This is a genomic window from Ruegeria sp. AL12 (assembly GCF_056540885.1).
In genome coordinates this window covers 36,034-59,712 of sequence record NZ_JBQFXN010000009.1, presented here as the reverse complement: position 1 = coordinate 59,712, position 23,679 = coordinate 36,034, and the positions used below count along the sequence as shown (strand labels likewise).

Sequence of the window (23,679 nt, the reverse complement as noted above, 5' to 3'; positions counted from 1 at the left end):
GTGGCGGGTATCGTCAAGGGGGCAAGGGCTGGACCCTTTCCCCGTTTACGCGCTACGGCTGTAGCCGACAGAGATTACAATGCGTGAGGAAGGGCAAATGCAGGGAAAAACTGTTCTCATAACCGGGGCCAGCCGAGGAATTGGGGCCGAGGCAGGGCGCGTTTTTGCCGCAGCCGGCGCCAATGTCGCATTGGTGGCTCGCAGCCAGGACCAGATTGACGCTCTGGCGGCCGCATTGGGCGATCAGGCCATCGCATTGGCCTGTGACGTCAGCGATTTCGCGCAGGTGGAACAAGCCGTGGCCACATGCGTGGACCGGTTCGGTGGGTTGGATGTTCTGATCGGCAACGCGGGTGTGATCGATCCGATCTTTCATCTCTCGAATGCTGACACCGAGGCGTGGAGCAAGGCCATCGACATCAATCTGAAAGGTATTTTCTACGGGATGCGCGCGGCGTTGCCAGTGATGCGGGCTGCGGGAGGAGGGAGCATTCTGACGATCTCGTCCGGTGCTGCATCGAATCCGGTCGAGGCCTGGAGCCACTATTGCGCCTCGAAGGCCGGGGCCAAGATGCTCACGGAATGTCTGCATCTGGAAGAAGCCCATAATGGTATTCGCGCCATGGGCCTGTCACCGGGGACGGTGGCCACCGATATGCAGCGGTCGATCAAGGCCAGCGGCATAAATCCCGTCAGTCAGCTGGACTGGGATGTGCATATCCCCGCTGATTGGCCCGCACGGGCGCTGTTGTGGATGTGCTCGGATGATGCCGATGAGTTTCTTGGCACTGAAATTTCGCTGCGGCTTGAAGACATTCGCAAACGGGCCGGGCTGATATGATCGATTTGACCAAAGAAGGCGGCCTGTGGACCGTCACGATCAACAATCCCGGCAAGGCGAACGCCCTGACCGGGGCCATGCTCGCGGAACTGGCCGAGATCGCCGAATCCGCGACAGAGGCCAAGGCGTTGATCCTGACCGGCGCAGGCAAAGTGTTCAGCGCCGGGGCAGATCTGGACGAAGCGCGCGGCGGTCTGGCCAAATCGGATGTCTGGGAAAGGCTGTCCGGCGCCATTGCCGCGTTGCCCTGTCTGACCGTTGCCGCGCTGAACGGCACTTTGGCAGGCGGGGCCAACGGTATGGCGCTGGCCTGCGATCTGCGCATTGCCGTGCCGTCGGCCAAGTTCTTCTATCCGGTGATGAAGCTGGGGTTTCTGCCACAACCGTCCGACCCCGCGCGGCTGGCGGCTCTGGTCGGACCGGCCAGGGCCAAGTTGATCCTTATGGCCGGTCAGAAAATCACCGCGCAGGAGGCGTATGAATTTGGCCTGGTGGACCGGATTGTCGATCCCGAACATCTGATGCAAACCGCACGCGATCTGGTGGCCGACAGCGTGAACGCCGACCCCGAGATCGCGGCGGGAATCGCAAGGTTGTGCTCATGAGGCTGTCTGCACTGCGCCTGCGGGTCGCTGACCCGGGTCGGCTGGCCGCGTTTTATCGCGACATTCTGGGCATGTCCGTCGGCCCAGCAGAAACCGGCTACCGTGTCGACTATGACAGTGCAGACGCAGATATTTTGTTGCTGCCGGGAGGAGGAGGGTACACCCATGACAAGGGACAGCGGTACTGGAAGATAGGAATCACCGTGCCTGATGTCGATCTTGCTGCGGCTCATCTGCGCAGGTTCGACGTACCAGTGAGCACGCCGAACCAGTTTCTGGACATCGGCTACATGTGCCATCTTGCGGATCCCGAAGGGTTCGTCATCGAACTGCTGCAACATGATTTCGAAGGCAACCGGCCGCCGTATGCAGCGGACCCCGACGCGCCTTTTGCGCAGGCTCGGATCGGTCAGATTACCCTTCGAACCGGCGATATTGCCGCCGAAGACGCGTTCTGGCGCGCCCGGGGCATGTCGTTGCTGTCAATGCAGGAGGTCGCCCCTTACGGCTTTGACCTGCATTTCTATGCCTTTACCAACGAAACCCCGCCCAATCCTGACCTTTGGGCTGTTGAAAACCGCGAATGGCTGTGGAAACGCGCCTATACGACGTTGGAATTCCAGCATGTTGCGGGCGCACAATTCGCCCATGTGCCGGACTTTCAGGGTATCGAGATCGAAGGTCTGTCCGAACCTCTCACAGATATTGTCGGCGACCAGATCCTGCCAGGTTGATCAGCGCCCGCGCCGCTTGCCCGGAACTTTCGAACGAAATCCGGGGGGGCGTTTGCGAACCCAAGTCAGAAATTTCTCGAGCCTTGGATGCGCACGCAGGGCCGCGACCGTGTTGAAACTGCGTGCCAGTTCGGCTTCGGTCAGGGTGGCGTGCACCTCTTTGTGGCAGATCTGATGCAGCAGAACGGTAGGTCCGCCCTTGCCTCCTTTGAGTTTTGGGATCAGATGATGCAGGCTGCCAGCCCCGTCGGGGATCGGGCGGCCGCAAAGCGGGCAGATCGGATCGCTGTTCGTCATGATGATGTGAAACTTGCGCCTGTGACGGGCGAAGGCAAGAGGGTGCGAATGGCGCAGGCAGTGGTGATCGGAGCAGGCCCCGCCGGGTTGATGGCGGCAGAACAGCTGGCCGCAGCCGGGCATTCCGTGTTGGTGGCCGAGGCCAAACCGTCGGTCGCGCGCAAGTTCCTGATGGCCGGGAAATCGGGGCTGAACCTGACCAAGGACGAGCCGTTTGATGACCTGATCCGCGCCTATGGTGAAGCGGCGGATTGGTTGCGTCCGATCATGTCTGACTTTGATGCCGAAGCTGTTCAGCACTGGGCGCGCGGGTTGGGGCAGACGCTGTTTGTCGGCTCGACGGGGCGCGTGTTTCCCGAAGCAATGAAGGCCTCGCCCTTGTTGCGGGCCTGGTTGGCACGATTGGACAAGGCCGGGGTCGAGATCAGGACCCGCTGGCGTTGGGCCGGCTGGGAAAGTGATGCGCCGGTGTTCGACACTCCGGACGGGCGGCGCAGTGTTTCGACGGATGTCACCGTGCTGGCACTGGGAGGTGCAAGCTGGGCCCGCCTTGGCTCGGATGGTCACTGGGCGCAGATATTGGCCGGAAAAGACGTGGCTTTAGCACCCTTTGAACCCGCGAACTCAGCCATTTCCGTTGATTGGAGCCCACATATGCAGCCCCATTTCGGGGCCGCATTGAAATCGATCCGATGGATGGCAGGCGATTTGGAAAGCCGAGGAGAGGCAGCGATTTCCAGAACCGGTCTGGAAGGCGGAGGGCTGTACTCGCTGACACCGGCGTTGCGCGCGGGGCAGCCATTGTTTGCTGATCTGACGCCTGATCTGGACCAACAGGCTCTGCTGGCGCGGTTGTCCGCGAAACGGTCGAAAACAACGCTGTCCCAGTGGATGAGAAAATCGCTGAACTTGTCTGCTCAGAAAATCGCCCTGTTTCATGAAATGGCAAAACGCGGCGGACACTCTCAATCCGTGCAGGTGAGCATGTTGAAAAAGCTGCCTATCCGGCATGCCGGCCTTCGCCCGATGGACGAAGCCATTTCGACCGCAGGTGGTGTCAAACGGACAGCGCTGGATGACCGGCTGATGCTGACGGCCCTACCGGGTGTGTTTTGCGTTGGGGAAATGCTGGATTGGGAAGCCCCAACCGGGGGCTATCTGCTCACGGCCTGCCTGGCGACCGGGCGCTGGGCCGGTCGGTCTGCCGCCGACTGGTTGGAAAAGGCTGAGTGACCTAGCGGGATCGCGCCAACATCGCCAAACGGATCATCGCGCGTTCCACCAGCGCCATTGCGGGGGCCGTCTGCCCGGCCGACCGTAGCGCCAAATCCGTATCGGTCAGAACCGTCAGCGCGGTTTGCAGCTTGGCCGCCCCCCAACCTTGTGCCTGTCGCAGGATACGGTCACGCCGTTTGCCGTAAACCGGCGGACGCAGCTTGCCGATGCCCTGCGCAGCACCACCGGGATCGGACGCGCAGGCATAGAGTGTCCGAAAATGCCGCATCGCTCCGATGCACAGAGTCACGCCATTGGTGCCCTGCGCCTGCAACCTCCGGATCAGCGGCCCGATCTCACCGGCGCGGCCTTCGGCCACGACGTTGAGAACATCATCCAGCGCCGCCTCGGTCGAGCGCGGAGCGCAGGCCTCGATATCTTCGATTGTCAAATCAGTGCTGTCACCGCGTTTGTAAAGAGACAGTTTTTCAATCGTTTGGGCGAAATCACCGGGGCTGAGGCTTACTGCCAATTCGCTGATTGCAGACATGACATCACGGGGCACGTTTTTCATACCCGACTCGGCAAGAACCCGTTCCACTTCGGCGCGTGAGGGAGGGTCGTCATAAATGCCGACGGCATAGGCGGCAGGGTGGCCTTCGAACGCCTTGCGGATCTTCGAGCTGGGTTTCAATTGCCCCGCGGTCACGATGATCTGGGCGTCTCCGGGGGCCCAATCTTCGAGCGCGGCCAGAATTGCCGGCGCCGCGGTTTCGGTTGCGTCTTCCACGAAAACGGCACGTGGACCGGGAAAGAAGCCGACCGCCTTGACCGCGTCCAGCAGCAGGGCGGGATCACCACGCAGATCGCCACCGGGCATGCGGGTCAGGCGCATTTCTTCTTCGGCTTGGGGGCCAAGCAGAGCGGCCAGCACCTGCTGCCGCTTGAGCGCAACCCGCATCGCATCCGCGCCATAGATAAGCAGCCCGGTCTTGTCCGCGTCCGGCTTGGCAAAATACCCCTCAGCCTCGCGCGGGCTCAGCTTCATGCGGCCAGATCCGGTGTGGCGTAAAGTCGGTTCATGATCTGACCCGACAGAATCATCATCAGCCGCCTCTTGGCATCGCGCTCATCCGCCAAGGTGGAAACGGTCGATCCTGCGGCAGAATATGACACGAAATCCGCCACCGAGCCCGAGGCGATGATCTGACCGGATGCGTTGGACCGCAGCGTGTATTGCGCGCGTCCGTCGATGGTGTAGCGCTGCGTTTCGTTTGTGGTGGTGATTGCTGCGCCGCGCGTTACGGTCGAAACCAGAACATCCAGCTTGTAATCGTTCACCGACCCGGCGCTTCGCCCCAGTTGCTGTTCCAGATTTTGGACCAGCAAAAAGCTTTCCACGGTGTTGGGCGCCGACACCTCGACGCGGCCATACAAGGCCGAACCCGATCCGCCAGGTGCATAGACGGGCTCAAAGCCGCAGGCGGCCAGCGCCAGCGGCATCAGCAAAAACGTTCTGCGATCAAACGACAACATTCACAATCCGGCCCGGAACGACGATCACTTTCTTCGGCGCATTCCCTTCCAGCGCCTTTTGAACAGCTTCGGTGCTGAGCGCAATTTTTTCAACCTCGGCTTTGTCCAGATCCTTGGCCACGCTGATTTCCGCGCGACGCTTGCCGTTGATCTGGATCGGCAAGGTGACGGTGTCATCAACCAGCATCGCCTCGTCGGCGACGGGCCATGGCGCAACGGCCACAAGGCCTTCACCGCCCTGATGGGCCCAAATATCTTCTGCCAGATGCGGTGTCATCGGCGACATCAGCTGTGCCAGCGTTTTGATGGCCTGCTTTTGGGCCGCAGCACCTGCCTTGGATTTCACCAGAGTGTTGGTGAAGGCATAAAGCTTGGCGATGGCCGCGTTGAAGCCAAAGCTTTCAACACCCAAGGTCACATCGCGGATGGTTTTGTGCATCTCGCGCAGCAGCTCCTCATCGCCTTCACCCGTGGCGTTCGGGTCCATGGCGCCGATCTTGTCGCAGAGATTCCAGACACGGTTGAGATGCTTGTACGCGGCCTCGGCCCCCGCAGCCGTCCATTCCACGTCCCGTTCGGGCGGCGAATCGGACAGCACGAACCAGCGCGCGGTATCGGCGCCGAAGGCCGAGATGATGCTGACCGGGTCGACAACGTTCTTCTTGGACTTTGACATTTTGGCCGATGGGATGATCTCGACCTCTGTGCCGTCAGCCAGTTTTCCGTCCGTGACCTCTTCGGGCAGGTGATAGACCGGACGACCGTTGGCATCGCGGGTCTGGTAGATCTCATGCGTCACCATGCCTTGGGTAAACAGCGCGTCGAAGGGTTCGATGGCTTTGTCCGGCAAATGCCCGGTGATGTTCATCGCGCGGGCGAAGAACCGCGAATACAGCAGGTGCAGAATCGCGTGTTCGATCCCGCCGATATACTGGTCTACATTCATCCAGTATTCCGCCTCGGCCAGATCGGTGGGCGTTTCCGCGCGCGGAGCGGTGAAGCGCGCGAAATACCACGACGAATCCACGAATGTGTCCATCGTGTCGGTCTCGCGCTTGGCAGGGGCGCCACAGTTTGGGCAGGCGCAGTCGCGCCACGTCGGGTGACGGTCCAGCGGGTTGCCCGGTTTGTCGAAGGTGACATCATCGGGCAGGCGAACCGGAAGGTTCTCTTTCTTTTCAGGGACCACACCACAGCTTTCGCAGTGAACGACGGGAATCGGACAACCCCAATAGCGCTGACGGCTCAAGCCCCAGTCTCGCAGGCGATATTTCGTGACCCCTTCGCCCCAACCGGCTTTTTCGGCGAAATCGATGGTGGTGTTGATCGCCTCTTCTCCGGTTGCTTCGGTCAAGCCTGCGAAATGGTTCACCCAGCGGACTTTCTCGGTCTTTGGCGGGACAAAGGCGATCTTGTCGACCGGTGTGTCATCGTCCAGCGCAAAGAACGTATCGATCACCGGCAGATCGTATTTGCGGCAGAAATCAAGGTCGCGTTGGTCATGGGCCGGGCAGGCGAAGATCGCGCCGGTGCCGTAATCCATCAGGATGAAATTGGCGATCCAGACCGGCAGTTCCCAGTTCGGGTCCAACGGGTGCTTGACGCGGATGCCGGTATCGAAACCCAGCTTTTCGCCGGTTTCGATGGCCTCTTCCGTGGTGCCGCCCTTGCGGCATTCGGCAACGAATTCAGCAACTTCCGGGTTTTCGGTCTCAAGCTGTTTGGCGATCGGGTGATCGGGCGAGATCCCAACGAAAGATGCGCCCAGCAGGGTGTCGGGGCGCGTCGTGTAGACAGTGATCGGTTCCCCACCATCGGTGCGTTCGAACCCGAATTGAAGGCCGCGTGACTTGCCGATCCAGTTTTCCTGCATCAGCCGAACCTTGGCGGGCCAGTTTTCCAGAGTGTCCAGAGCGTTCAGCAGTTCTTCGGAATAATCCGAGATCTTAAAGAACCACTGCGTCAGCTCGCGCCGTTCCACCAGCGCGCCCGAGCGCCATCCGCGCCCGTTTTCCACCTGTTCATTGGCCAGAACGGTCATGTCGACCGGATCCCAGTTGACCACGGCGTTCTTGCGGTAGACCAGCCCGGCTTCGAGCATGTCGAGGAACAGCGCCTGCTGCTGGCCATAGTATTCCGGATCACATGTGGCGAATTCACGGGACCAGTCGATCGACAGGCCCAGTGGCTTCATCTGGGCGCGCATGTCGGCGATATTGCCGTAAGTCCACTCTTTGGGGTGGCCGCCGATCGCCATGGCAGCGTTTTCCGCTGGCATTCCGAACGCGTCCCAGCCCATGGGGTGCAGAACATTGTGCCCGGTGGCCAGCTTGTGCCGCGCGATGACGTCGCCCATCGTATAGTTGCGCACGTGCCCCATATGGATTCGGCCGGACGGGTAGGGGAACATCTCAAGCACATAGTATTTCGGCTTGTCCGCCTTGTGGTTGGCGGTGAAGATTCCTGCCTTGTCCCAGGCTTCTTGCCATTTTGCTTCGATTTCGGTGGCCGAATAGCGCGACATTGTGCGGTCCTTCGTGAATGAAAACGCCGGGTAGGAACCCGGCGTGGTATTAGTGTGATTTTCGGCGGAGTGCTAGAACTTGTTGTCCGCGATGCGCAGCTGACGCGCGCGGGACAGAATCGCGTCCTCCACGGCGCGGGTTGTTGCCGCGCTTACCGGGGCGCCGCCGCTGGATTGCAGCGCGACGGACAAAGACCGGGCCGCAAGCGCCGGATCACTGATGTGTACGGTCGCCCTGTATGACCGTCCTCCGCCCGGAGGAGTGCCGTAACCCGTTACGATCACTCCGGTAAACGGATCGATCTCCTGCACCGGCAGGAAATTCAATATGTCCAGAGAAGCTGCCCACAAGTACCGGTTTACATTGGTGGTCTGCTCGGCCGTGCTGCGGTCGAAAATGTCCCACAGCGTCGAACGTTCAGGATCGTTCAACTCGCGTTCATCGGAATTACCGCTGGCGGGATTGGCGGAATATGTCGAAGTGCTTCGATTCTGCCCGCATGCCGCAATAGTGGTGGTCAGCATGATTAATCCCAAAATCGTAGGCAGGCGCATTGTCAGCAGGTCCTGTTTTCACTTGTTGTGCAGTATTCAGGGCATACTCCTAGCCAAGGACCCTCGCTGCAACAAGCCTATTCTTCTGAAATGTAGGCGTGTCAGCCTGATCCGGGCAAAAAAGAACTGTGGCATCCTTGCACCAATCTGACCCCAATGACGTGACCGGGTTTATGCCAAGCTTGCGCAATGGGGGCAAAAAGAGCGAAACGGTGTCCGTGCTGAGACATATGCCGAGGCATGTGTCGAGTAGAAAACTCTTTTGAATGAAACCGAGGGAAACAAGATGAAAAAAGTTCTCTTCGCATCGACGGCGCTGATTGCGACCGCAGGCGTTGCAGCAGCTGAAGTTAACTTCAGCGGTTACGGCCGTTTTGGTATTGGCTACCAAGAAGATCGCACAGGTACTGTCACAGGCTCGGTGCGCCCGGCAGCTGCTCCGACTGTATGGACAACCCAGAACGGCGGTACTGTAACAACCACCAATGCCGTTACTGCTGACGTTAACGGCGTAGACGTCGACGATACCATCCTGGTATCGCGTTTCCGCCTGAACATCGACGGTATCGTTGAAACCGATAGCGGCGTTCGTTTTGAAGGCCGTGTTCGTCTGCAAGCTGATGAAAACGCGAACGGTGAAGCTGGCGAAGCTGGTCTGAACGGCGCGCGCTTCTCGGTCATCTATGGCGGTCTGCGTGTTGACGCGGGCAACGTGGCTGGCTCGTTCGACAACCTTGCAAACTACTACGGTAACGAAGTCGGCCTTGAGCTGTTCGCAGGTCAGTATTCGGGTGTTGACTACGGCTTCTTGGCCTATGATTCTACTGGCTCAGGTTCCAATGGCGTATTCTTCCAATACTCGGTTGGCGACTTCGCATTTGGCGCGTCGTACGATGTTGGCGCGACTACCGTAACCGTTCCCGCTCCTGGCACGCCTCCGGGCCCTGTCACTGTTAACGATGGCAACGACCGTTGGGACATCAGCGTAGCTTATACCTTCAACAACGTGACCGCTGCTCTGGCTTACGGTCAGACCGACTCGGCCACTGGCCCGAACCCAAGCCTGACCGTTCTGACACTGGGTGCTGAATTCGGCGACTTCTCGGGTACTCTGTTCGTCGCAGACGACGACAACACTGGGGCAACCCGTGGAACGGACTTCCGCCCTGCCGGTGCGGCCACAGATGGCACGGCATGGGGTCTGTCGGCAGCCTACAACTTGGGCGCCGCAACCACTCTGCTGTTCACTTATGGTGACGGTAGTGCAGATGGTGACAAACAGCAGATTGCGCTCGGTGCGATCTACGACCTGGGTGGCGGTGCATCGCTGCGTGGTGGTATCGGCCGCAACGACTGCTCTGTCTGCGCAAACGACCAGATCGTTGCTGACTTCGGTGCTCAGTTCAACTTCTAAGCTGATCTGAACCGTAAGGTTTAAGGGCGGGTCTTCGGACTCGCCCTTTTCTTTTGTGCCGACTTGGTGTTTTTCTGCGCCAAAGACAGATTGAGGGCCCCATGTCGTTGCAAGAAATCACCGCACGTATCGCCAAAGCCGAAGCCAAAGCTCAACGAAAGGCCGGTTCGGTCAAATTGATTGCCGTGTCCAAGGTGCAGCCCAACGAACGGGTTCAGGCGGTGCTGGAGCAGGGCCACAGGTGTTTTGGTGAGAATCGCGTACAGGAGGCGGCCAGCAAATGGCCCGCTTTCAAAGAGCAATTCGATGCCGTCGATCTGCATCTCATCGGCCCGTTGCAGACCAATAAGGCCAGGCAGGCGATGGAACTGTGCAATGCGATCCATTCGGTCGACCGCCCCAAACTGGCCAAAACCTTGGCGCGGCTGGCGCAAGAGGTGGGACACTGCCCCGACCTGTTCATTCAGGTCAATACGGGTGAAGAAGCGCAGAAGGCAGGCGTTCTTCCTGCGGAGGCGGACGGGTTTATCGCGGAATGCCGATCGCTGGACCTGCCGGTACGCGGGTTGATGTGCATCCCGCCGGTCGACGAAGAACCCACTTTGCATTTCGCCCTCTTGGCCAAGATCGCCGCGCGCAATGGGCTTGAGGGGTTGTCGATGGGGATGAGCGGTGATTTCGAGCAGGCCATCGCCTTGGGAGCGACCCATGTTCGTATCGGGTCGGCCATTTTTGGTGAGCGGGTCAAACCTCAGGGATGATTAGGCGCGTTCCAAGGGAGATTCGCCCTGCAATCCGGTGCAGATGGTCCCGACGGAAGGCAATGCAGCCCTCGGTGGGGTAGCCGGGCCTGCGCCATTGATGCAGAAAAATCGCCGATCCCTTGCCGGGAACGGCATTCGGCCAGTTCCAGTCGGTCAACAGGACCAGATCATAAAGCGGATCAGCCCGGCGCAGTTTTTCATGACTGAACGCATAAGGGGCCGGCACCATGTGATTGTAGTGGTTGTCCTCGACGTCATCCGACCACAAGTCCTGCGGCCCAATCGGGATCGCCCAAAAGTTGGGGGCGACCAGCCGGTCGGGCCGGTAGAGCATGCCAACGATTCGATGGCATCCGGTAGGTGTCGCCCCGTCACCCTCGTGTTTCGTGTTGCTCAATCCGCCTTTGCCAATCGAGCAGGGGAACGTCCTGCCGAGAAAGCGAACGCCACGCGGGGTGAGCACAAGATCGTTTGGGGTCACAACAGGTGCCCAGATTTCGCGGCTTTCGTGGCCAGGTATCCGCGGTTGTGCGCGGTTTCACCCACTTTCAAAGGAACGCGCTCGGTCACGGCGATCCCCGTGCGTTCCATCATCGAGATCTTGGCAGGGTTGTTCGTCAGCAGGCGCACCGAATTGAAACCCAGAGATTTCAGGATATCCGACCCGAGTCGGAAGTCGCGCTCATCATCCTCGAAACCCAGCCTGTGGTTTGCTTCTACCGTGTCAAAACCCTGATCTTGAAGAAAATAGGCGCGCATCTTGTTGGCCAGCCCGATACCACGCCCTTCCTGGTTCAGATACAGAAGAACGCCAGCCCCTTCGGCCCCCATTTGTGCCAGCGCGCCCCGCAATTGCGGACCGCAGTCGCATTTCAGGCTGCCCATCAGATCGCCCGTGAAACAGGCGGAATGCAATCGGGCCAGCACCGGTTTGTCCCGATCCGGGCGGCCTATTTCGACTGCGTAATGTTCTTCTCCGCCATCTTCGGGGCGGAAAACATGCAGGCGGCCGGCCTCGGATACTTCCATCGGAAGACGCGCAGCAACCACCTCATGCAGGGCGCTGCGGTCCGCCAGATGCGGGGCGGCACGCGTGTGGTCAATGCAGGTCAGGCCGTGCGATACGGCAAAGGCCCGGCCGTCTTCGACCGGCACGACGATCGCGGCGGGAAGAATGCGCGCGGACTTGGCCAACGCAATCGCGATGCGGTGCAAATTGGCGTTGCCATGGCGCTCGGTCATCAACGGACCTTTCATCGGCGCGTTCAGATCGTCAGAGGGATCAGCAACCGCCTGCACCCAAGTGATATCTGCATCGGCGGGAATCGAAACGCGCGCGAGATCGCCGTCATAGGCCCGCGCCTTGAGTGTTTCGGCCCGCCGCCCGGTAATGGCCACCACCGGGTCTCCGAGCTTTTTCAGATCGGCCAGGCGTTGCGGGTTGAGCGTTTCCGCAGAGATCGCCACAACGCTAAAGCCGCTGTCATCGGTCAGCACCACTGGAACGCCCATGCGCAGATCGGCCCGGGCCCGGGCAAGAAGTTCGGTGATATCGGGAATGAGGCTCATCTATGTTACCCTATAACGCTCAGCCCTTCTCCTAGCTGTTTCGAAAGGAAATGTGAAACATTTCTGCCAACTCTGACACGAAGGCGTGAAACCGTTGCAGCAAATCTTGTTGATTGCATATTCCGCGCGCAAGTGATGGAAAAGCGTTTGGAGGATCGGGAAATGGCTCAACTCAAGAAAATCCTTTTGGTGGACGATGACGAGGATCTGCGCGAGGCGCTCAGCGAGCAACTTGTCATGACCGAAGACTTTGACGTTTTCGAAGCGTCAGACGGCCAGTCCGCGATGGAGCGCGCACGCGAAGCGATCTATGATCTGGTTATTCTTGATGTGGGTTTGCCGGATACCGACGGGCGGGAACTGTGCCGCCTGATGCGCAAACAGGGCGTCAAAAGCCCGATTCTGATGCTGACCGGTCATGACAGCGATGCCGATACGATCCTGGGCCTGGACGCCGGCGCGAACGATTATGTCTCCAAACCGTTCAAATTTCCGGTATTGCTGGCCCGGATCCGCGCTCAGTTGCGGCAGCACGAACAATCCGAGGACGCGGTATTTGTTCTTGGCCCCTATACGTTCAAGCCGGCGATGAAGATGCTGATCACGGAAGAAGACCGCAAGATCCGTCTGACCGAGAAGGAAACCAACATCCTCAAGTTTCTGTACCGATCAACCGACGGTGTCGTGGCACGGGATGTGCTGTTGCACGAAGTGTGGGGATACAATGCCGGGGTCACGACCCACACGCTGGAAACCCACATCTATCGTCTGCGTCAGAAGATCGAGCCCGATCCGTCCAATGCGCGCCTTTTGGTCACAGAATCGGGTGGATATAGGCTGGTGTCTTAACTGGTTGTGGATTGATGTGGATCAAAGTGATACTCTGCACTCATAATTAGGTTACTCCCAACCCGTGCATGTCCGGGTTATGACATGTACCTCCCTGTTGGACTGCCGGGCCGAATGGCCCGGCTTTTTTTCGTTGCTGAGGGACGGTTTCCACACGAAGGCAGACAGCAGCACTGACCGATATTCGACCAATGATGGAGGTGAGTTCTGCCGCGTTCACCCTTCCGCCGGGGCAATGGCGCGCTGGTAAAGGTGCCACGTGGTGTGGCCAAGGATCGGAAGGGTCAAGATCAGACCCAGAAACGCCGGAACCAGCGACAACAGCATGGTGACCGAGATGATCGCCGCCCAGCCCAGCATGACCACCGGGCTTTCGGATACGACGCGCAAAGAGGTCAACATGGCGGAAATGAAGTTGGTTTCCCGGTCCAGCAGCAAGGGCATGGCGACGACGGTCACCGAAAACAGTACGGCCGACAGGAATGCGCCGACACAGGTGCCTATGGCAAGGAATATCCAACCCTGCGGTGTGAAGAATACGGCGTTCAAAAACCCGTCGAAATCCGAAAAGGATGCGTTCTGGAGGATGATCGCCAGCCAAAGCCGAACCTGGTAAATCCATACCCAAAAAATGAAAAGAGTGACAAAGGCCATCCAGCCCATTTCGCGTTTGCGTTGATTGGCCATAACGGTCAGGATTTCAGACCAGCCAAAGCTTTCGCCTTTCTGCAAGCGGCGCGACATTTCATAAAGCCCGGCGGCGGCAAAAGGGGCGATCAGCGGAAAGCCTGCAATGGCAGGGATAATCATCCAGATCTGGCCAAGCCAGATCAGGGCCCAAACCAACAGAATTCCGAAAACCGCAAAGAAAAGGCCGAAGAAACCGCTCATGACAGGGCGGGCCAGAAAGTCGGAAAACCCTGCCTTCAGTGACGCTGTGATATCATCTACAGTGACCCTGTTGACATTGGGCATGGTCTGCTGCTGTGGCGTCAGGTTTTCCGGCGGCGTAGAACCTGCGGATTCGGATGCCATGACACACTCCTCCCAAAGCATCGTGCCGGGCCGGTCTGTTCGCGAACAGACCCAGCGGTGAAACAGACATTCCTCATTCGCACACAAGTCTGCATCAGGCGAGGTATCAGGGCAAGAGGAAGCTCGACGGCGAAGCTCGTTGACCTGCCAACGGATAGTCCAGGGATGAAGCCGCCTTTTCTCGTGGCAACTGGCTTTGTGCCACGCTAACCTGCGCCAATCGCGACAAAGGAATCCCCGACATGCCTTTCACCCTTGCCACATGGAACATCAATTCCGTTCGCCTGCGTGAGCCTATCGTTTTGAAATTGCTGCAAGAAGAAGCCCCTGACGTATTGTGCCTGCAAGAGTGCAAGTCACCGGTTGAGAAGATCCCGACCGAAGGGTTTGCCGAACTGGGCTACACCCACATGATCGCGCGCGGGCAGAAGGGTTACAACGGTGTCGCCATCCTGTCGCGCCTGCCGATGGAAGAGGTGGGCGACAAGGATTTCGCGGGTCTCGGACATGCCCGCCATATTGCCGGGCGGTTGGAAAATGGTGTCACTGTCCACAACTTTTATGTCCCGGCGGGCGGCGACGTGCCGGACCGAGAAGTGAATGAGAAATTCGGCCAGAAGCTCGACTATCTCACTGATATGCGCGATTGGTTCCGTGCGGAAAAGCCGGCTAAATCCATCCTTGTCGGCGACCTGAACATCGCTCCGCGTGAGGATGATGTGTGGTCACACAAACAACTGCTGAAGGTCGTCTCGCACACGCCCATCGAGGTCGAGCATCTGGCCGAGACACAGGAAGCAGGTGGCTGGGTCGATATCACCCGTCAGGACATCCCGGAAGGGCAGCTTTACAGCTGGTGGTCCTATCGCGCCCGGGATTGGGATGCGGCGGACAAGGGGCGCCGGCTGGACCATATCTGGGCCACGGCCGATATCTCGAACGCGGGCCATTCCAGCCGCATTCTGCGGGACGCCCGTGGGTGGGAAAAACCAAGCGATCACGCTCCGGTCTTTGCCAGTTTCGACGTCTGATCCGCAACTCAGCCCTTGGTTTCCGCGGCAAGCGGCTGCATATAGGGCGCAAGTTCGAACGAAAGAGTGATTGCCATGGACCTTCTGAACGGCGGAAACGCCCCAGCAACCGATCTGATCAAAGACGGGACCGAGGCCACTTTCATGGCCGATGTGGTGGAAACCTCGCAGGAAACACCTGTGATCGTTGATTTCTGGGCACCTTGGTGTGGCCCGTGCAAAACCCTTGGGCCGATGCTGGAAGAGGCTGTGACAGCCGCGAAAGGCGCGGTGAAGATGGTCAAGATCAATGTGGATGAGGCACAGACAATTGCCGCGCAAATGCGCATCCAGTCGATCCCGACCGTCTATGCCTTTTTCAAGGGTCAGCCGGTGGACGGGTTTCAAGGCGCGTTGCCGGGGTCCGAGATCAAGGCCTTCGTGGACCGTGTGATCGAAGCCGCAGGCGGTGAAAGCCCGGGCGGCCAGTTGGATGATGCCGTGCAGGCTGCCGAGGAAATGCTTGCCGAAGGTGCTGCCGCGGACGCGGCTCAGACCTTTGCCGCGATTCTGGGCGAAGACCCGAACCACGCCGCGGCTTATGGCGGGCTGGTGCGGGCGCATATCGCCACCGGTGATCTGGAGCAGGCAGAGGCGATCCTGAACGGCGCTCCGGCCGAGATATCCAAATCGGCCGAGCTGGAAGCCGCACATGCGCAGCTGGAACTTGCCAAGCAGGCGGCAGATGCCGGCCCCGTCGCCGAGCTGATGGCGGCTGTCGAGGCGGATCCGGACAACCATCAGGCCCGCTTTGATCTGGCCCAGGCGCTGCACGCGAACGGCAATGTGGAAGAAGCCGTGGCGCAATTGCTGGAGCTGTTCCGCCGGGATCGTGAATGGAATGAGGGCGCGGCCAAGACACAGCTTTTCACCATCTTCGATGCGCTCAAGGCCAATGACCCGATTGTTCTGAACGGACGTCGCAAACTCAGTTCGATGATATTTGCCTAATCTCTCATCAGAGCTAGAATTGGGTACATGATGCACCCCGCCGACCTGCCGGATACGGTATCCGTTTTTCCATTGCCCGGGGCACTGCTGCTGCCCCGCTCGCGCTTGCCGCTTCACATATTCGAGCCGCGCTACCTTCAGATGCTGGACGACGCGCTGAAAACCAAGGAACGGTTGATCGCAATGGTTCAGCCCAATCCTTCGGTCAATGACGAAGACAAGCTGCACCGTATCGGATGCGCAGGGCGGGTGACGCAGTTTTCGGAAACCGAAGATGGCCGGTACCTGATCACGTTGACCGGTATATCCCGGTTCAGGGTCATGTCAGAGATGGACTCGTTCACGCCCTACCGGAGGTGCGCGGTCTCGTGGGACGGGTTCGACCGTGATCTGGGAAAGGCCGAGAAAGACAACGGGTTTGACCGCAACGCGTTTCTGACATTGTTGGAGCGTTTCTTTTCGTCCCGTCAATTGTCCACCGATTGGGATTCGCTCAAGGACGCAGAGGATGAGCTTTTGGTGAATTCATTGTCTATGCTTCTGGATTTCGACCCCGAAGACAAACAGGCCCTGCTGGAAGCCCCCTGCCTGCGCACCCGGCGCGAAACGTTGGTGACGCTGATTGAATTCGCCTTGCGCGGCGGATCAAACGAGGAAAAACTGCAATGACCGACCCTGAACACGCCTTTGATCGCCACATGCTCGAGGCGATGATCTGCCCGCAGACACATACGACCCTGCACTATGACGCCGAAAAGCGAGAGCTCGTTTCGAAAGCGGCGGGTTTGGCTTTTCCCATCCGCAACGGCATTCCGGTCATGCTGGTCGACGAGGCCAGGAAGCTGGATTAAATCGGGCGCCCTTGCAACAGCCTGGGCAGATCCCCGGTCAGCCCGGCCGCTTCGCGAACGAAACCGCGACGGAGGCCGGGCAAAGCGCCCACAACCCCCATGCCAATGTCACGTCCAAGCCGCAGCAGCGGGTTGTCGTTGGAAAACAGCTTGTTGAAGACATCCGTCGCCATCGCCAGCGAGGCCGTGTCGAAACGGCGCCATTCCTGATAGCGCTCCAAAACCATAAGCGAGCCGATATCCTCGCCGCGCCGTCCCGCCAAAGTCAGAACCTCAGCCAGAGCGCCGACATCGCGCAGGCCCGCATTCAGGCCCTGACCGGCAATGGGGTGCATTCCGTGCGCGGCATCCCCGACCAGCGCCATGCGATCACTGATGAAGGAATTGGCGATGGTCAGGTTCAGCGGATAAGTGAAACGATCACCCGCCAGACTGATTTCACCAAGAAAATCGCCAAATCGCGGGCGCAGCACTTGCACGTAGTCATCCTCGGGCAGGGCGTTGATGTGCTGTGCGGTGTCGGTGCGTTCGCTCCAGACGATGGAACTGCGATTGCCGGTCAACGGCAGAATCGCCAGCGGACCGGGTGGCATGAAAAACTGATGTGCAATGCCATTATGTGGCAGCTCATGTTCGATGGCGCAGACCAATGCCGTCTGGCCGTAATCCCAACCGGTGCGCTTGATGCCGGCCCGTGACGCGGTTCCGCTGCGGCGACCGTCACAGCCAACCAGCAGGCTGCCGCCCAGAGTTGTGCCGTCATCCAACGTCACGGTCACGCTGGCCGTGTCGGCCTGTTGCGAAACGACGGATTTGCCGCTTACCTGGGTGATGCGCGGCTCTTCGGCCATCGCGTCCAGAAAAGCACGGCGCAGGTGGCGATCCTCGACCATATATCCCATCGGGCCTTCTTCGATCTCGGCATGGTCGAAATGCATGAAAAAAGGCGATGGCCCCGTTCCGGCATGGCCATCTGTGACCTTGATTTCCAGCATCGGTTGGGCGTGCTGCGCGACGCGGTCCCAAATGCCGATGGCATCCAACAACCGCTGTGAGGCCAGAGCCAGCGCATAGGCGCGCCCGTCGAATGCCGCGTTCTTGCGCACCTTTTCGGCCAGCGCATCGATCACCGTGACCGAATGACCGGTTTGTGCCAGTGCCAGCGCCAAAGCAGGGCCGTTCAACCCGCCGCCCACGATCAGAATGTCAGAAGCCTGTGTCATGCCCTGCAATATGCGCGCCCTTTCGGGATTGTCCATGTGCAGTCCTGTCGCTACCGTCACCCAAAGCCGAAAAACCAGGAGGGATGAGATGCAGGATTGGTTGACAATGACCGCGTGTGATTTGGGCCGTGGCATTGGCATGGGTCAGATCGATCCGGTCGAACTGACGGAAACCTACCTGTCCGCTATTGACGCTCATCCGCATCGGGACCGCATCTATGCCCGCGTCACCCATGACCGCGCCCGGGCCGAGGCTGAAGCCGCTCGGCAACGCGCGCAACTGGGCCTGCGCCGGTCGCTGCTGGACGGGGTCCCGATCAGTTGGAAAGACCTGTTCGACACCGCCGGCACCGTGACCGAGGCGGGTTCGGCTCTGCTGAAGGATCGCGTGCCGGATGCGGATGCGCTGGTGCTGCGCAATGCGACTCAGATGGGCACCATTTGCCTGGGCAAGACGCATATGAGCGAGCTGGCCTTTTCCGGCCTTGGGTTGAATCCGATCACCGAAACCCCGCCCTGCATTCATGACGAGGCGGCAGTGCCCGGGGGGTCATCTTCGGGGGCGGCGGCCTCGGTCGCCTGGGGGTTGGCGGCGTGTGGCATCGGCTCGGACACGGGTGGTTCGGTGCGTATCCCGGCGGCTTGGAATGATCTGGTGGGGCTGAAAACCACTGCGGGGCGGCTCAGCCTGGAAGGTGTGGTGCCGCTGTGCCTGCGTTTCGACACGGTTGGACCTGTGGCGCGTTCGGTCGAGGACGCAGCGCATGTGCTGGCTCTGCTCGAGGGGGGAACGCCTGCCGATCTGCGCGGCGCTTCGCTGAAAGGACGCCGTTTTGCCGATTTGCAGAACATCGCCAAGGACGACCTGCGCGACACACCGCGCAAGGCATATGACGAAGCCGTAGCCAAACTTGCGGACGCGGGGGCCGAGATCGTGCCGTTGGAAGTGCCCGAGTTGAACGAGGCCATGACGTTGACCAGCATCGTATACACGACCGAGGCCTATGGGCTGTGGCGCGATGTCATCGAAGCCAATCCCGAGGCAATGTATCCCGAGATTCTCGAACGCTTCCGCATTGGCATGGGCTATTCGGGCCCCGACTATGTGGCAGCCTGGGCCAAACTCAAGGCATGCCGCAGCGCCTGGGACGCGGCAACCGCCGGGTTTGACGCGGTTCTGGCGCCGACAGCGCCGATTTTGCCGCCCAATCTGGAGCGCTTGCTCAGCGATCACGACTATTACGTAACCGAGAATCTTCTGGCCCTGCGGAACACGCGGATTGGCAATCTGATGGGGCTGGCGGCGCTGAGCCTGCCCACCGGAACGCCCGGCTGCGGGTTGATGATGCTGGGCTATCCCGGCTCGGAAGAGGCGTTGTTGCGGCTGGGTTCGGCAGCGGAAACGGTGCTGGCCTGAATGCCACAATCCCCTGATTCGGAACCTCTTTGTCTGGACGAAGAGGCACACGGACTGTAATCTGCCAAAAAAACGGGGCGCCAATGACCCCGATATTGAGGCAGTACCATGGTTTTCCCCGAGCGGTTTTCGAACCTACCGGCTTATGCATTCCCGCGTCTGCGCGCCCTGTTGGATCACCACCAGCCGGGCGGTGATGTCGTTCACATGACCATTGGTGCGCCGACACATGAATTTCCGGCTTGGGTGACGGATGTCATCATGGAAAACGCCGCCGGGTTTCAGGGATATCCCCCGAACGAAGGGTCGGATGACCTGCGCACGGCGATCACGGATTGGATCAAGCGGCGATATGGGGTTCAGATGGACCCTGATGCCAACGTGATGGCGCTGAACGGCACGCGCGAGGGGCTATACAACGCCGCCATGGCTTTGTGCCCGGAACAGAAGAACGGTCAGCAGCCGATCATCCTGTGCCCAAATCCGTTTTATCAGGTCTACATGGTCGCCTCGCTGTCGGTGGGCGCGCAGCCCTATTTTGTGCCCGCCACCGCCGCGACGGGCCATCTGCCGGACTATGCCGGCCTGCCTGCGGACGTGCTGAATCGCACCGCCGTGGCCTATATCTGTTCGCCCGCCAATCCGCAGGGGGCCGTTGCCTCGCGCGAGTATTGGGCTGACCTGATCCGTCTGGCCGAGCAGTACGATTTCCGTATTTTTGCGGATGAATGTTATTCCGAGATTTACCGTGAAGAAGCCCCGACAGGTATTCTGACTGTCGCGCAGGAACTGGGCGCTGATCCCGAACGGATCACGCTGTTCAACTCACTTTCCAAACGTTCAAACCTGGCCGGCTTGCGATCGGGGCTTGTCGCAGGTGGTCCAAAGACGATCAAACAGGTCAAGCAGTTGCGCACATATGCAGGGTCGCCTCTGCCTCTGCCCTTGCAAGCTGCCGCGGCAAAGGTTTGGGCGGATGAGGAACACGTTCGGCAAAACCGCGCGCTGTATCAGGAAAAATACGCCATTGCGGATGAGGTATTCGCAGGCGTGCAGGGCTATATGCCGCCCGAGGCCGGGTTCTTTCTGTGGCTGCCGGTCGAGAATGGTGAAGACACCGCATTGAAAGTCTGGAAGGAAACCGGTGTCCGGGTCCTGCCGGGCGCATATCTTTCACAAGGCGATCCGGGAAAGAACCCGGGCGAAGGATTTATCCGGGCTGCATTGGTGGCCCCAAAAACAGAGTTGCAGCGTGGTCTGATCACACTCCGCGACTGCATCTATTCGTGAGGTACGAGGGCAAAATGGCATCATATAACGCGCGCAACCGCGATCCATTGCTGGACAGCACAACGCAGGCAGCCCTGGAGCGACGCAGCAAGGAGTTGATTGGCATCGCCCTGATCCTGCTGGGTTTGGCTGCGGCCGCGATGATCTGGTCCTACACGCCCGATGATCCAAACTGGATGGTGTCCACCGACGCGCCGGTGCAAAATTGGATGGGGCGGATTGGGGCCTCGATCGCCGCGCCCTTGTTCATGATCGTCGGCTGGGGAAGCTGGGGCATCGCATTGGTTCTGATCGGTTGGGGATTTCGGTTTGCGGGCCATTTCGGCGAAGATCGCGCCATTGCGCGTCTGATCTTTGCGCCGATCTGGATCGCCGTCGTCTCGGTGTATGCCGCAACCCTCGTTCCTGATGCAGACTGGCGCGCGACCCACAGCTATGGTCTGGGCGGTTTGTTCGGCGATACGGTCATGGGCGCGTTGCTGACGCTGCTGCCGATTTCGTCACATTTTCTGGTGAAGCTGATGTCGCTGGCCATGGCGGTCGGGATGATTGCACTGGGTATTTTTGTGCTGGGTTTCACCAAAACCGATGTCAAGCGGGGTTTCCGCGCCTTCCTGCTGGGGCTTGTGATGGCATATGACATGCTGATGACCCTGATGGGCCGTGGTGCAGCTTCGGCTGCGCAGGCAGCGCGAGATCGTCGCGCGCAATGGGAAGAGCGCAAACTTGCGCGAACCGCAGCGGCCGAGGCCGTGTTCGAGGATGATCTGGCTTATGCCGATCCAATCTTTGAAGAACCTGAACTGGAAAGTCCCGAACCTCCGGTCAAGTCCGGTTTGTTGGCGCGCATGCCGTCACTCATCAGGCGTCCCGATCCCATGCCCGAGCCAGAGCTGGTCGATCCGGAACCAATCGCGGGTTTCGACGAAATGCCGGGTGAAGATCGCATCCGTTCGAAAATCTCGGCCGCTGTGCGCAATCGAAAAGTGGCCACCGGTGAGTTGACACCCGAACCCGACCCGAACCTTCCGCTGACCAAGGGCCGTGGCCGTCGCCCGGGCCCGCTGATCCTGAACGCAAGCCAGCCGGATGGCCTGCCAATGGAACCGCCGGTGACAGCAGCAGGACTGCCGCCCGAGCCGCCCGTAACAGCGGGTGACATGCCAGACTGGCAAGAATCCACGCCGTTTGAAAAAGCGCCCGAACCCATGCGGAACCACTATACACCCGAGCCGGATCTGGAGGACGAGGTATTCGAGGATGTCGAAGAAGCTGTTTTGCAACCACGCCCGGCGATGAAAATCCCGGTGGCCGAGCCGCGCAAGCCCGTGGTCGCGCAACCAGTACGCCGCACACCGCAACCGTCTCGCCGCGCACAGGCCGAGACACAGCCTGCATTATCCTTTGAAGAGCGGCACTCGGACTTCGAACTGCCACCTCTGGGCCTTTTGTCGAATCCGGCCAGCATTCAGCGCCACCATCTGAGCGATGAAGCCTTGGAAGAAAACGCGCGGATGCTGGAAAACGTGCTGGATGATTACGGCGTCAAGGGTGAGATCGTCAGCGTTCGACCCGGCCCGGTCGTCACCATGTACGAACTGGAGCCCGCTCCGGGGCTGAAGGCAAGCCGCGTGATCGGCCTGGCCGATGACATCGCGCGTTCGATGTCGGCACTGTCAGCGCGGGTTTCGACCCTTCCGGGCCGTTCGGTGATCGGCATCGAACTGCCGAACGAAAACCGCGAAATGGTGGTTCTGCGCGAAATCCTGGCCAGCCGCGATTTTGGCGATGGCAACCAGGCACTGCCGTTGGCCTTGGGCAAGGATATCGGCGGCGAGTCCGTCGTGGCAAACCTCGCCAAGATGCCTCACCTACTGATTGCTGGTACAACCGGTTCCGGTAAGTCGGTGGCGATCAACACCATGATCCTGTCGCTGCTGTACAAGCTGACGCCGGATGAATGCCGCCTGATCATGATCGACCCGAAGATGCTGGAACTGTCGGTCTATGACGGCATCCCGCATCTGCTGTCGCCCGTTGTAACCGACCCGAAAAAGGCGGTGGTTGCCCTGAAATGGGTCGTGGGCGAGATGGAAGATCGCTATCGCAAGATGTCCAAAATGGGTGTCCGCAACATCGCGGGCTATAACGGCCGGGTGAAGGATGCGCTGGCCAAAGGCGAGATGTTCAGCCGCACGGTGCAAACCGGGTTTGACGATGAAACCGGTGAACCAACGTTCGAGACAGAAGAATTCGCGCCCGAAGCGATGCCCTATATCGTCGTCATCGTCGATGAGATGGCCGACCTGATGATGGTGGCGGGAAAGGAAATCGAAGCCTGCATCCAGCGTCTGGCGCAGATGGCGCGGGCCTCGGGCATTCACCTGATCATGGCCACACAGCGCCCCTCGGTTGACGTGATCACCGGTACGATCAAGGCGAACTTCCCAACGCGGATTTCCTTCCAGGTGACGTCGAAGGTCGACAGCCGCACGATTCTGGGTGAAATGGGGGCCGAACAGCTGCTGGGGCAGGGCGACATGCTTTACATGGCCGGCGGTGCCAAGATTACCCGCTGCCACGGGCCCTTTGTCTCGGATGAAGAGGTCGAGGAAGTTGTCAACCACCTGAAACAGTTCGGTCCGCCGGACTACATTGGCGGTGTCGTCGACGGTCCGGCCGAGGAAAAGGCTGACAATATCGATGCCGTTTTGGGCCTGAACACTGGCGGCAATACGAACGGAGAGGACGCGTTGTACGATCAGGCGGTGGCAATCGTGATCAAGGATCGCAAATGCTCGACCTCGTATATTCAGCGAAAACTTGCCATCGGCTACAACAAAGCTGCGCGGCTGGTTGAGCAAATGGAAGACGAAGGTGTTGTTTCGTCAGCAAATCATGTCGGGAAACGCGAAATCCTCGTCCCCGAGCAATAGGAT

At 59.7% G+C, this 23,679-nt stretch carries 23 protein-coding genes; 14 read left to right on the top strand and 9 right to left on the bottom strand.

Annotation, left to right across the window (positions count from 1 at the left end):
- Positions 1-97: 97 nt before the first annotated feature.
- From ACR0C6_RS17955 to ACR0C6_RS17945, 3 genes are read left to right on the top strand one after another with little or no spacing between them, the layout of a single operon-like run.
- On the top strand, positions 98-841 hold the full coding sequence (locus ACR0C6_RS17955) for an SDR family oxidoreductase (RefSeq protein WP_171642135.1): 744 nt from the start codon (positions 98-100) through the stop codon (positions 839-841).
- A complete protein-coding gene (locus ACR0C6_RS17950) occupies positions 838-1,446 on the top strand; it encodes an enoyl-CoA hydratase/isomerase family protein (RefSeq protein WP_480447374.1) in 609 nt (202 codons plus the stop codon). Before ACR0C6_RS17955 ends, ACR0C6_RS17950 begins: the two co-directional genes overlap by 4 nt.
- Positions 1,443-2,180 (top strand): VOC family protein, encoded by a 738-nt coding sequence (locus ACR0C6_RS17945; protein ID WP_480620520.1) that lies wholly within the window; start codon positions 1,443-1,445, stop codon positions 2,178-2,180. The genes ACR0C6_RS17950 and ACR0C6_RS17945 overlap by 4 nt, the downstream gene beginning before the upstream one ends.
- Here ACR0C6_RS17945 and ACR0C6_RS17940 read toward each other — a convergent pair whose 3' ends face one another.
- Positions 2,181-2,477: an HNH endonuclease gene (locus ACR0C6_RS17940; protein ID WP_171230594.1), complete on the bottom strand. Its 297-nt coding sequence runs from the start codon at positions 2,475-2,477 to the stop codon at positions 2,181-2,183.
- Between the two features lie 48 nt (positions 2,478-2,525).
- Between ACR0C6_RS17940 and ACR0C6_RS17935 the strand changes: the two genes are divergently transcribed.
- The gene (locus ACR0C6_RS17935) at positions 2,526-3,710 is read left to right on the top strand and encodes a TIGR03862 family flavoprotein (protein ID WP_480620518.1); all 1,185 of its coding nucleotides are present in this window, start codon (positions 2,526-2,528) and stop codon (positions 3,708-3,710) included.
- A gap of 1 nt (position 3,711) precedes the next feature.
- On the opposite strand, the gene holA is transcribed toward ACR0C6_RS17935, so the two are convergent.
- The 4 genes from holA to ACR0C6_RS17915 form a co-directional block, all read right to left on the bottom strand.
- Positions 3,712-4,740, bottom strand: coding sequence for a DNA polymerase III subunit delta (gene holA, locus ACR0C6_RS17930; protein WP_480620516.1), 1,029 nt, complete (start codon positions 4,738-4,740; stop codon positions 3,712-3,714).
- Positions 4,737-5,228, bottom strand: a complete 492-nt coding sequence (lptE, locus tag ACR0C6_RS17925; protein WP_480620514.1) for an LPS assembly lipoprotein LptE — start codon at positions 5,226-5,228, stop codon at positions 4,737-4,739. The genes holA and lptE overlap by 4 nt, the downstream gene beginning before the upstream one ends.
- A complete protein-coding gene (gene leuS / locus ACR0C6_RS17920; RefSeq protein WP_480620512.1) occupies positions 5,215-7,752 on the bottom strand; it encodes a leucine--tRNA ligase in 2,538 nt (845 codons plus the stop codon). The genes lptE and leuS overlap by 14 nt, the downstream gene beginning before the upstream one ends.
- A 72-nt stretch (positions 7,753-7,824) precedes the next feature.
- Positions 7,825-8,307, bottom strand: a complete 483-nt coding sequence (locus ACR0C6_RS17915; RefSeq protein WP_480447378.1) for a DUF3576 domain-containing protein — start codon at positions 8,305-8,307, stop codon at positions 7,825-7,827.
- A 286-nt stretch (positions 8,308-8,593) separates the two neighbouring features.
- On the opposite strand from ACR0C6_RS17915, the gene ACR0C6_RS17910 reads away from it, so the two are divergent.
- Both ACR0C6_RS17910 and ACR0C6_RS17905 read left to right on the top strand, forming a co-directional pair.
- On the top strand, positions 8,594-9,721 hold the full coding sequence (locus ACR0C6_RS17910) for a porin (RefSeq protein WP_480447379.1): 1,128 nt from the start codon (positions 8,594-8,596) through the stop codon (positions 9,719-9,721).
- Positions 9,722-9,822: 101 nt separating this feature from the next.
- Positions 9,823-10,482 (top strand): YggS family pyridoxal phosphate-dependent enzyme, encoded by a 660-nt coding sequence (locus tag ACR0C6_RS17905; protein WP_480620510.1) that lies wholly within the window; start codon positions 9,823-9,825, stop codon positions 10,480-10,482.
- Here the strand turns inward: ACR0C6_RS17905 and ACR0C6_RS17900 are convergent.
- Together ACR0C6_RS17900 and ribA are read right to left on the bottom strand one after the other, a co-directional pair.
- Entirely contained in the window at positions 10,466-10,966 is a 501-nt protein-coding gene (locus tag ACR0C6_RS17900; RefSeq protein ID WP_480620508.1) for a L,D-transpeptidase family protein, read from the bottom strand. The genes ACR0C6_RS17905 and ACR0C6_RS17900 overlap by 17 nt on opposite strands.
- Positions 10,963-12,054 carry a GTP cyclohydrolase II gene (gene ribA, locus ACR0C6_RS17895; RefSeq protein ID WP_480620506.1) on the bottom strand — a complete coding sequence of 364 codons (1,092 nt, stop codon included), beginning with the start codon at positions 12,052-12,054 and terminating at the stop codon, positions 10,963-10,965. Before ribA ends, ACR0C6_RS17900 begins: the two co-directional genes overlap by 4 nt.
- A gap of 162 nt (positions 12,055-12,216) precedes the next feature.
- Between ribA and ACR0C6_RS17890 the strand changes: the two genes are divergently transcribed.
- Entirely contained in the window at positions 12,217-12,903 is a 687-nt protein-coding gene (locus tag ACR0C6_RS17890) for a response regulator transcription factor (RefSeq protein WP_117872957.1), read from the top strand.
- 216 nt (positions 12,904-13,119) lie between these two features.
- Here the strand turns inward: ACR0C6_RS17890 and ACR0C6_RS17885 are convergent, their stop codons facing one another.
- Entirely contained in the window at positions 13,120-13,938 is an 819-nt protein-coding gene (locus tag ACR0C6_RS17885; protein ID WP_480620504.1) for a DUF2189 domain-containing protein, read from the bottom strand.
- Between the two features lie 242 nt (positions 13,939-14,180).
- On the opposite strand from ACR0C6_RS17885, the gene ACR0C6_RS17880 reads away from it, so the two are divergent.
- From ACR0C6_RS17880 to ACR0C6_RS17865, 4 genes are all read left to right on the top strand, one after another.
- The gene (locus ACR0C6_RS17880) at positions 14,181-14,969 is read left to right on the top strand and encodes an exodeoxyribonuclease III (RefSeq protein ID WP_480447383.1); all 789 of its coding nucleotides are present in this window, start codon (positions 14,181-14,183) and stop codon (positions 14,967-14,969) included.
- Between the two features lie 75 nt (positions 14,970-15,044).
- On the top strand, positions 15,045-15,959 hold the full coding sequence (gene trxA / locus ACR0C6_RS17875; RefSeq protein ID WP_480620502.1) for a thioredoxin: 915 nt from the start codon (positions 15,045-15,047) through the stop codon (positions 15,957-15,959).
- A gap of 27 nt (positions 15,960-15,986) precedes the next feature.
- Positions 15,987-16,628 carry an LON peptidase substrate-binding domain-containing protein gene (locus ACR0C6_RS17870; protein WP_480447385.1) on the top strand — a complete coding sequence of 214 codons (642 nt, stop codon included), beginning with the start codon at positions 15,987-15,989 and terminating at the stop codon, positions 16,626-16,628.
- Entirely contained in the window at positions 16,625-16,810 is a 186-nt protein-coding gene (locus ACR0C6_RS17865) for a Trm112 family protein (protein WP_117872046.1), read from the top strand. Before ACR0C6_RS17870 ends, ACR0C6_RS17865 begins: the two co-directional genes overlap by 4 nt.
- On the opposite strand, the gene ACR0C6_RS17860 is transcribed toward ACR0C6_RS17865, so the two are convergent.
- On the bottom strand, positions 16,807-18,033 hold the full coding sequence (locus ACR0C6_RS17860; RefSeq protein ID WP_480447386.1) for an FAD-dependent monooxygenase: 1,227 nt from the start codon (positions 18,031-18,033) through the stop codon (positions 16,807-16,809). The two genes, ACR0C6_RS17865 and ACR0C6_RS17860, sit on opposite strands and share 4 nt — an antisense overlap.
- Before the next feature lie 88 nt (positions 18,034-18,121).
- On the opposite strand from ACR0C6_RS17860, the gene ACR0C6_RS17855 reads away from it, so the two are divergent.
- The 3 genes from ACR0C6_RS17855 (at position 18,122) to ACR0C6_RS17845 (ending at position 23,676) form a co-directional block, all read left to right on the top strand.
- Complete coding sequence (locus tag ACR0C6_RS17855) at positions 18,122-19,450, top strand: amidase (protein ID WP_480620500.1); 1,329 nt, start codon at positions 18,122-18,124, stop codon at positions 19,448-19,450.
- A gap of 108 nt (positions 19,451-19,558) precedes the next feature.
- A complete protein-coding gene (locus ACR0C6_RS17850; RefSeq protein ID WP_480447388.1) occupies positions 19,559-20,740 on the top strand; it encodes an aminotransferase class I/II-fold pyridoxal phosphate-dependent enzyme in 1,182 nt (393 codons plus the stop codon).
- A gap of 14 nt (positions 20,741-20,754) precedes the next feature.
- On the top strand, positions 20,755-23,676 hold the full coding sequence (locus ACR0C6_RS17845) for a DNA translocase FtsK (RefSeq protein WP_480447389.1): 2,922 nt from the start codon (positions 20,755-20,757) through the stop codon (positions 23,674-23,676).
- Positions 23,677-23,679: the final 3 nt, after the last annotated feature.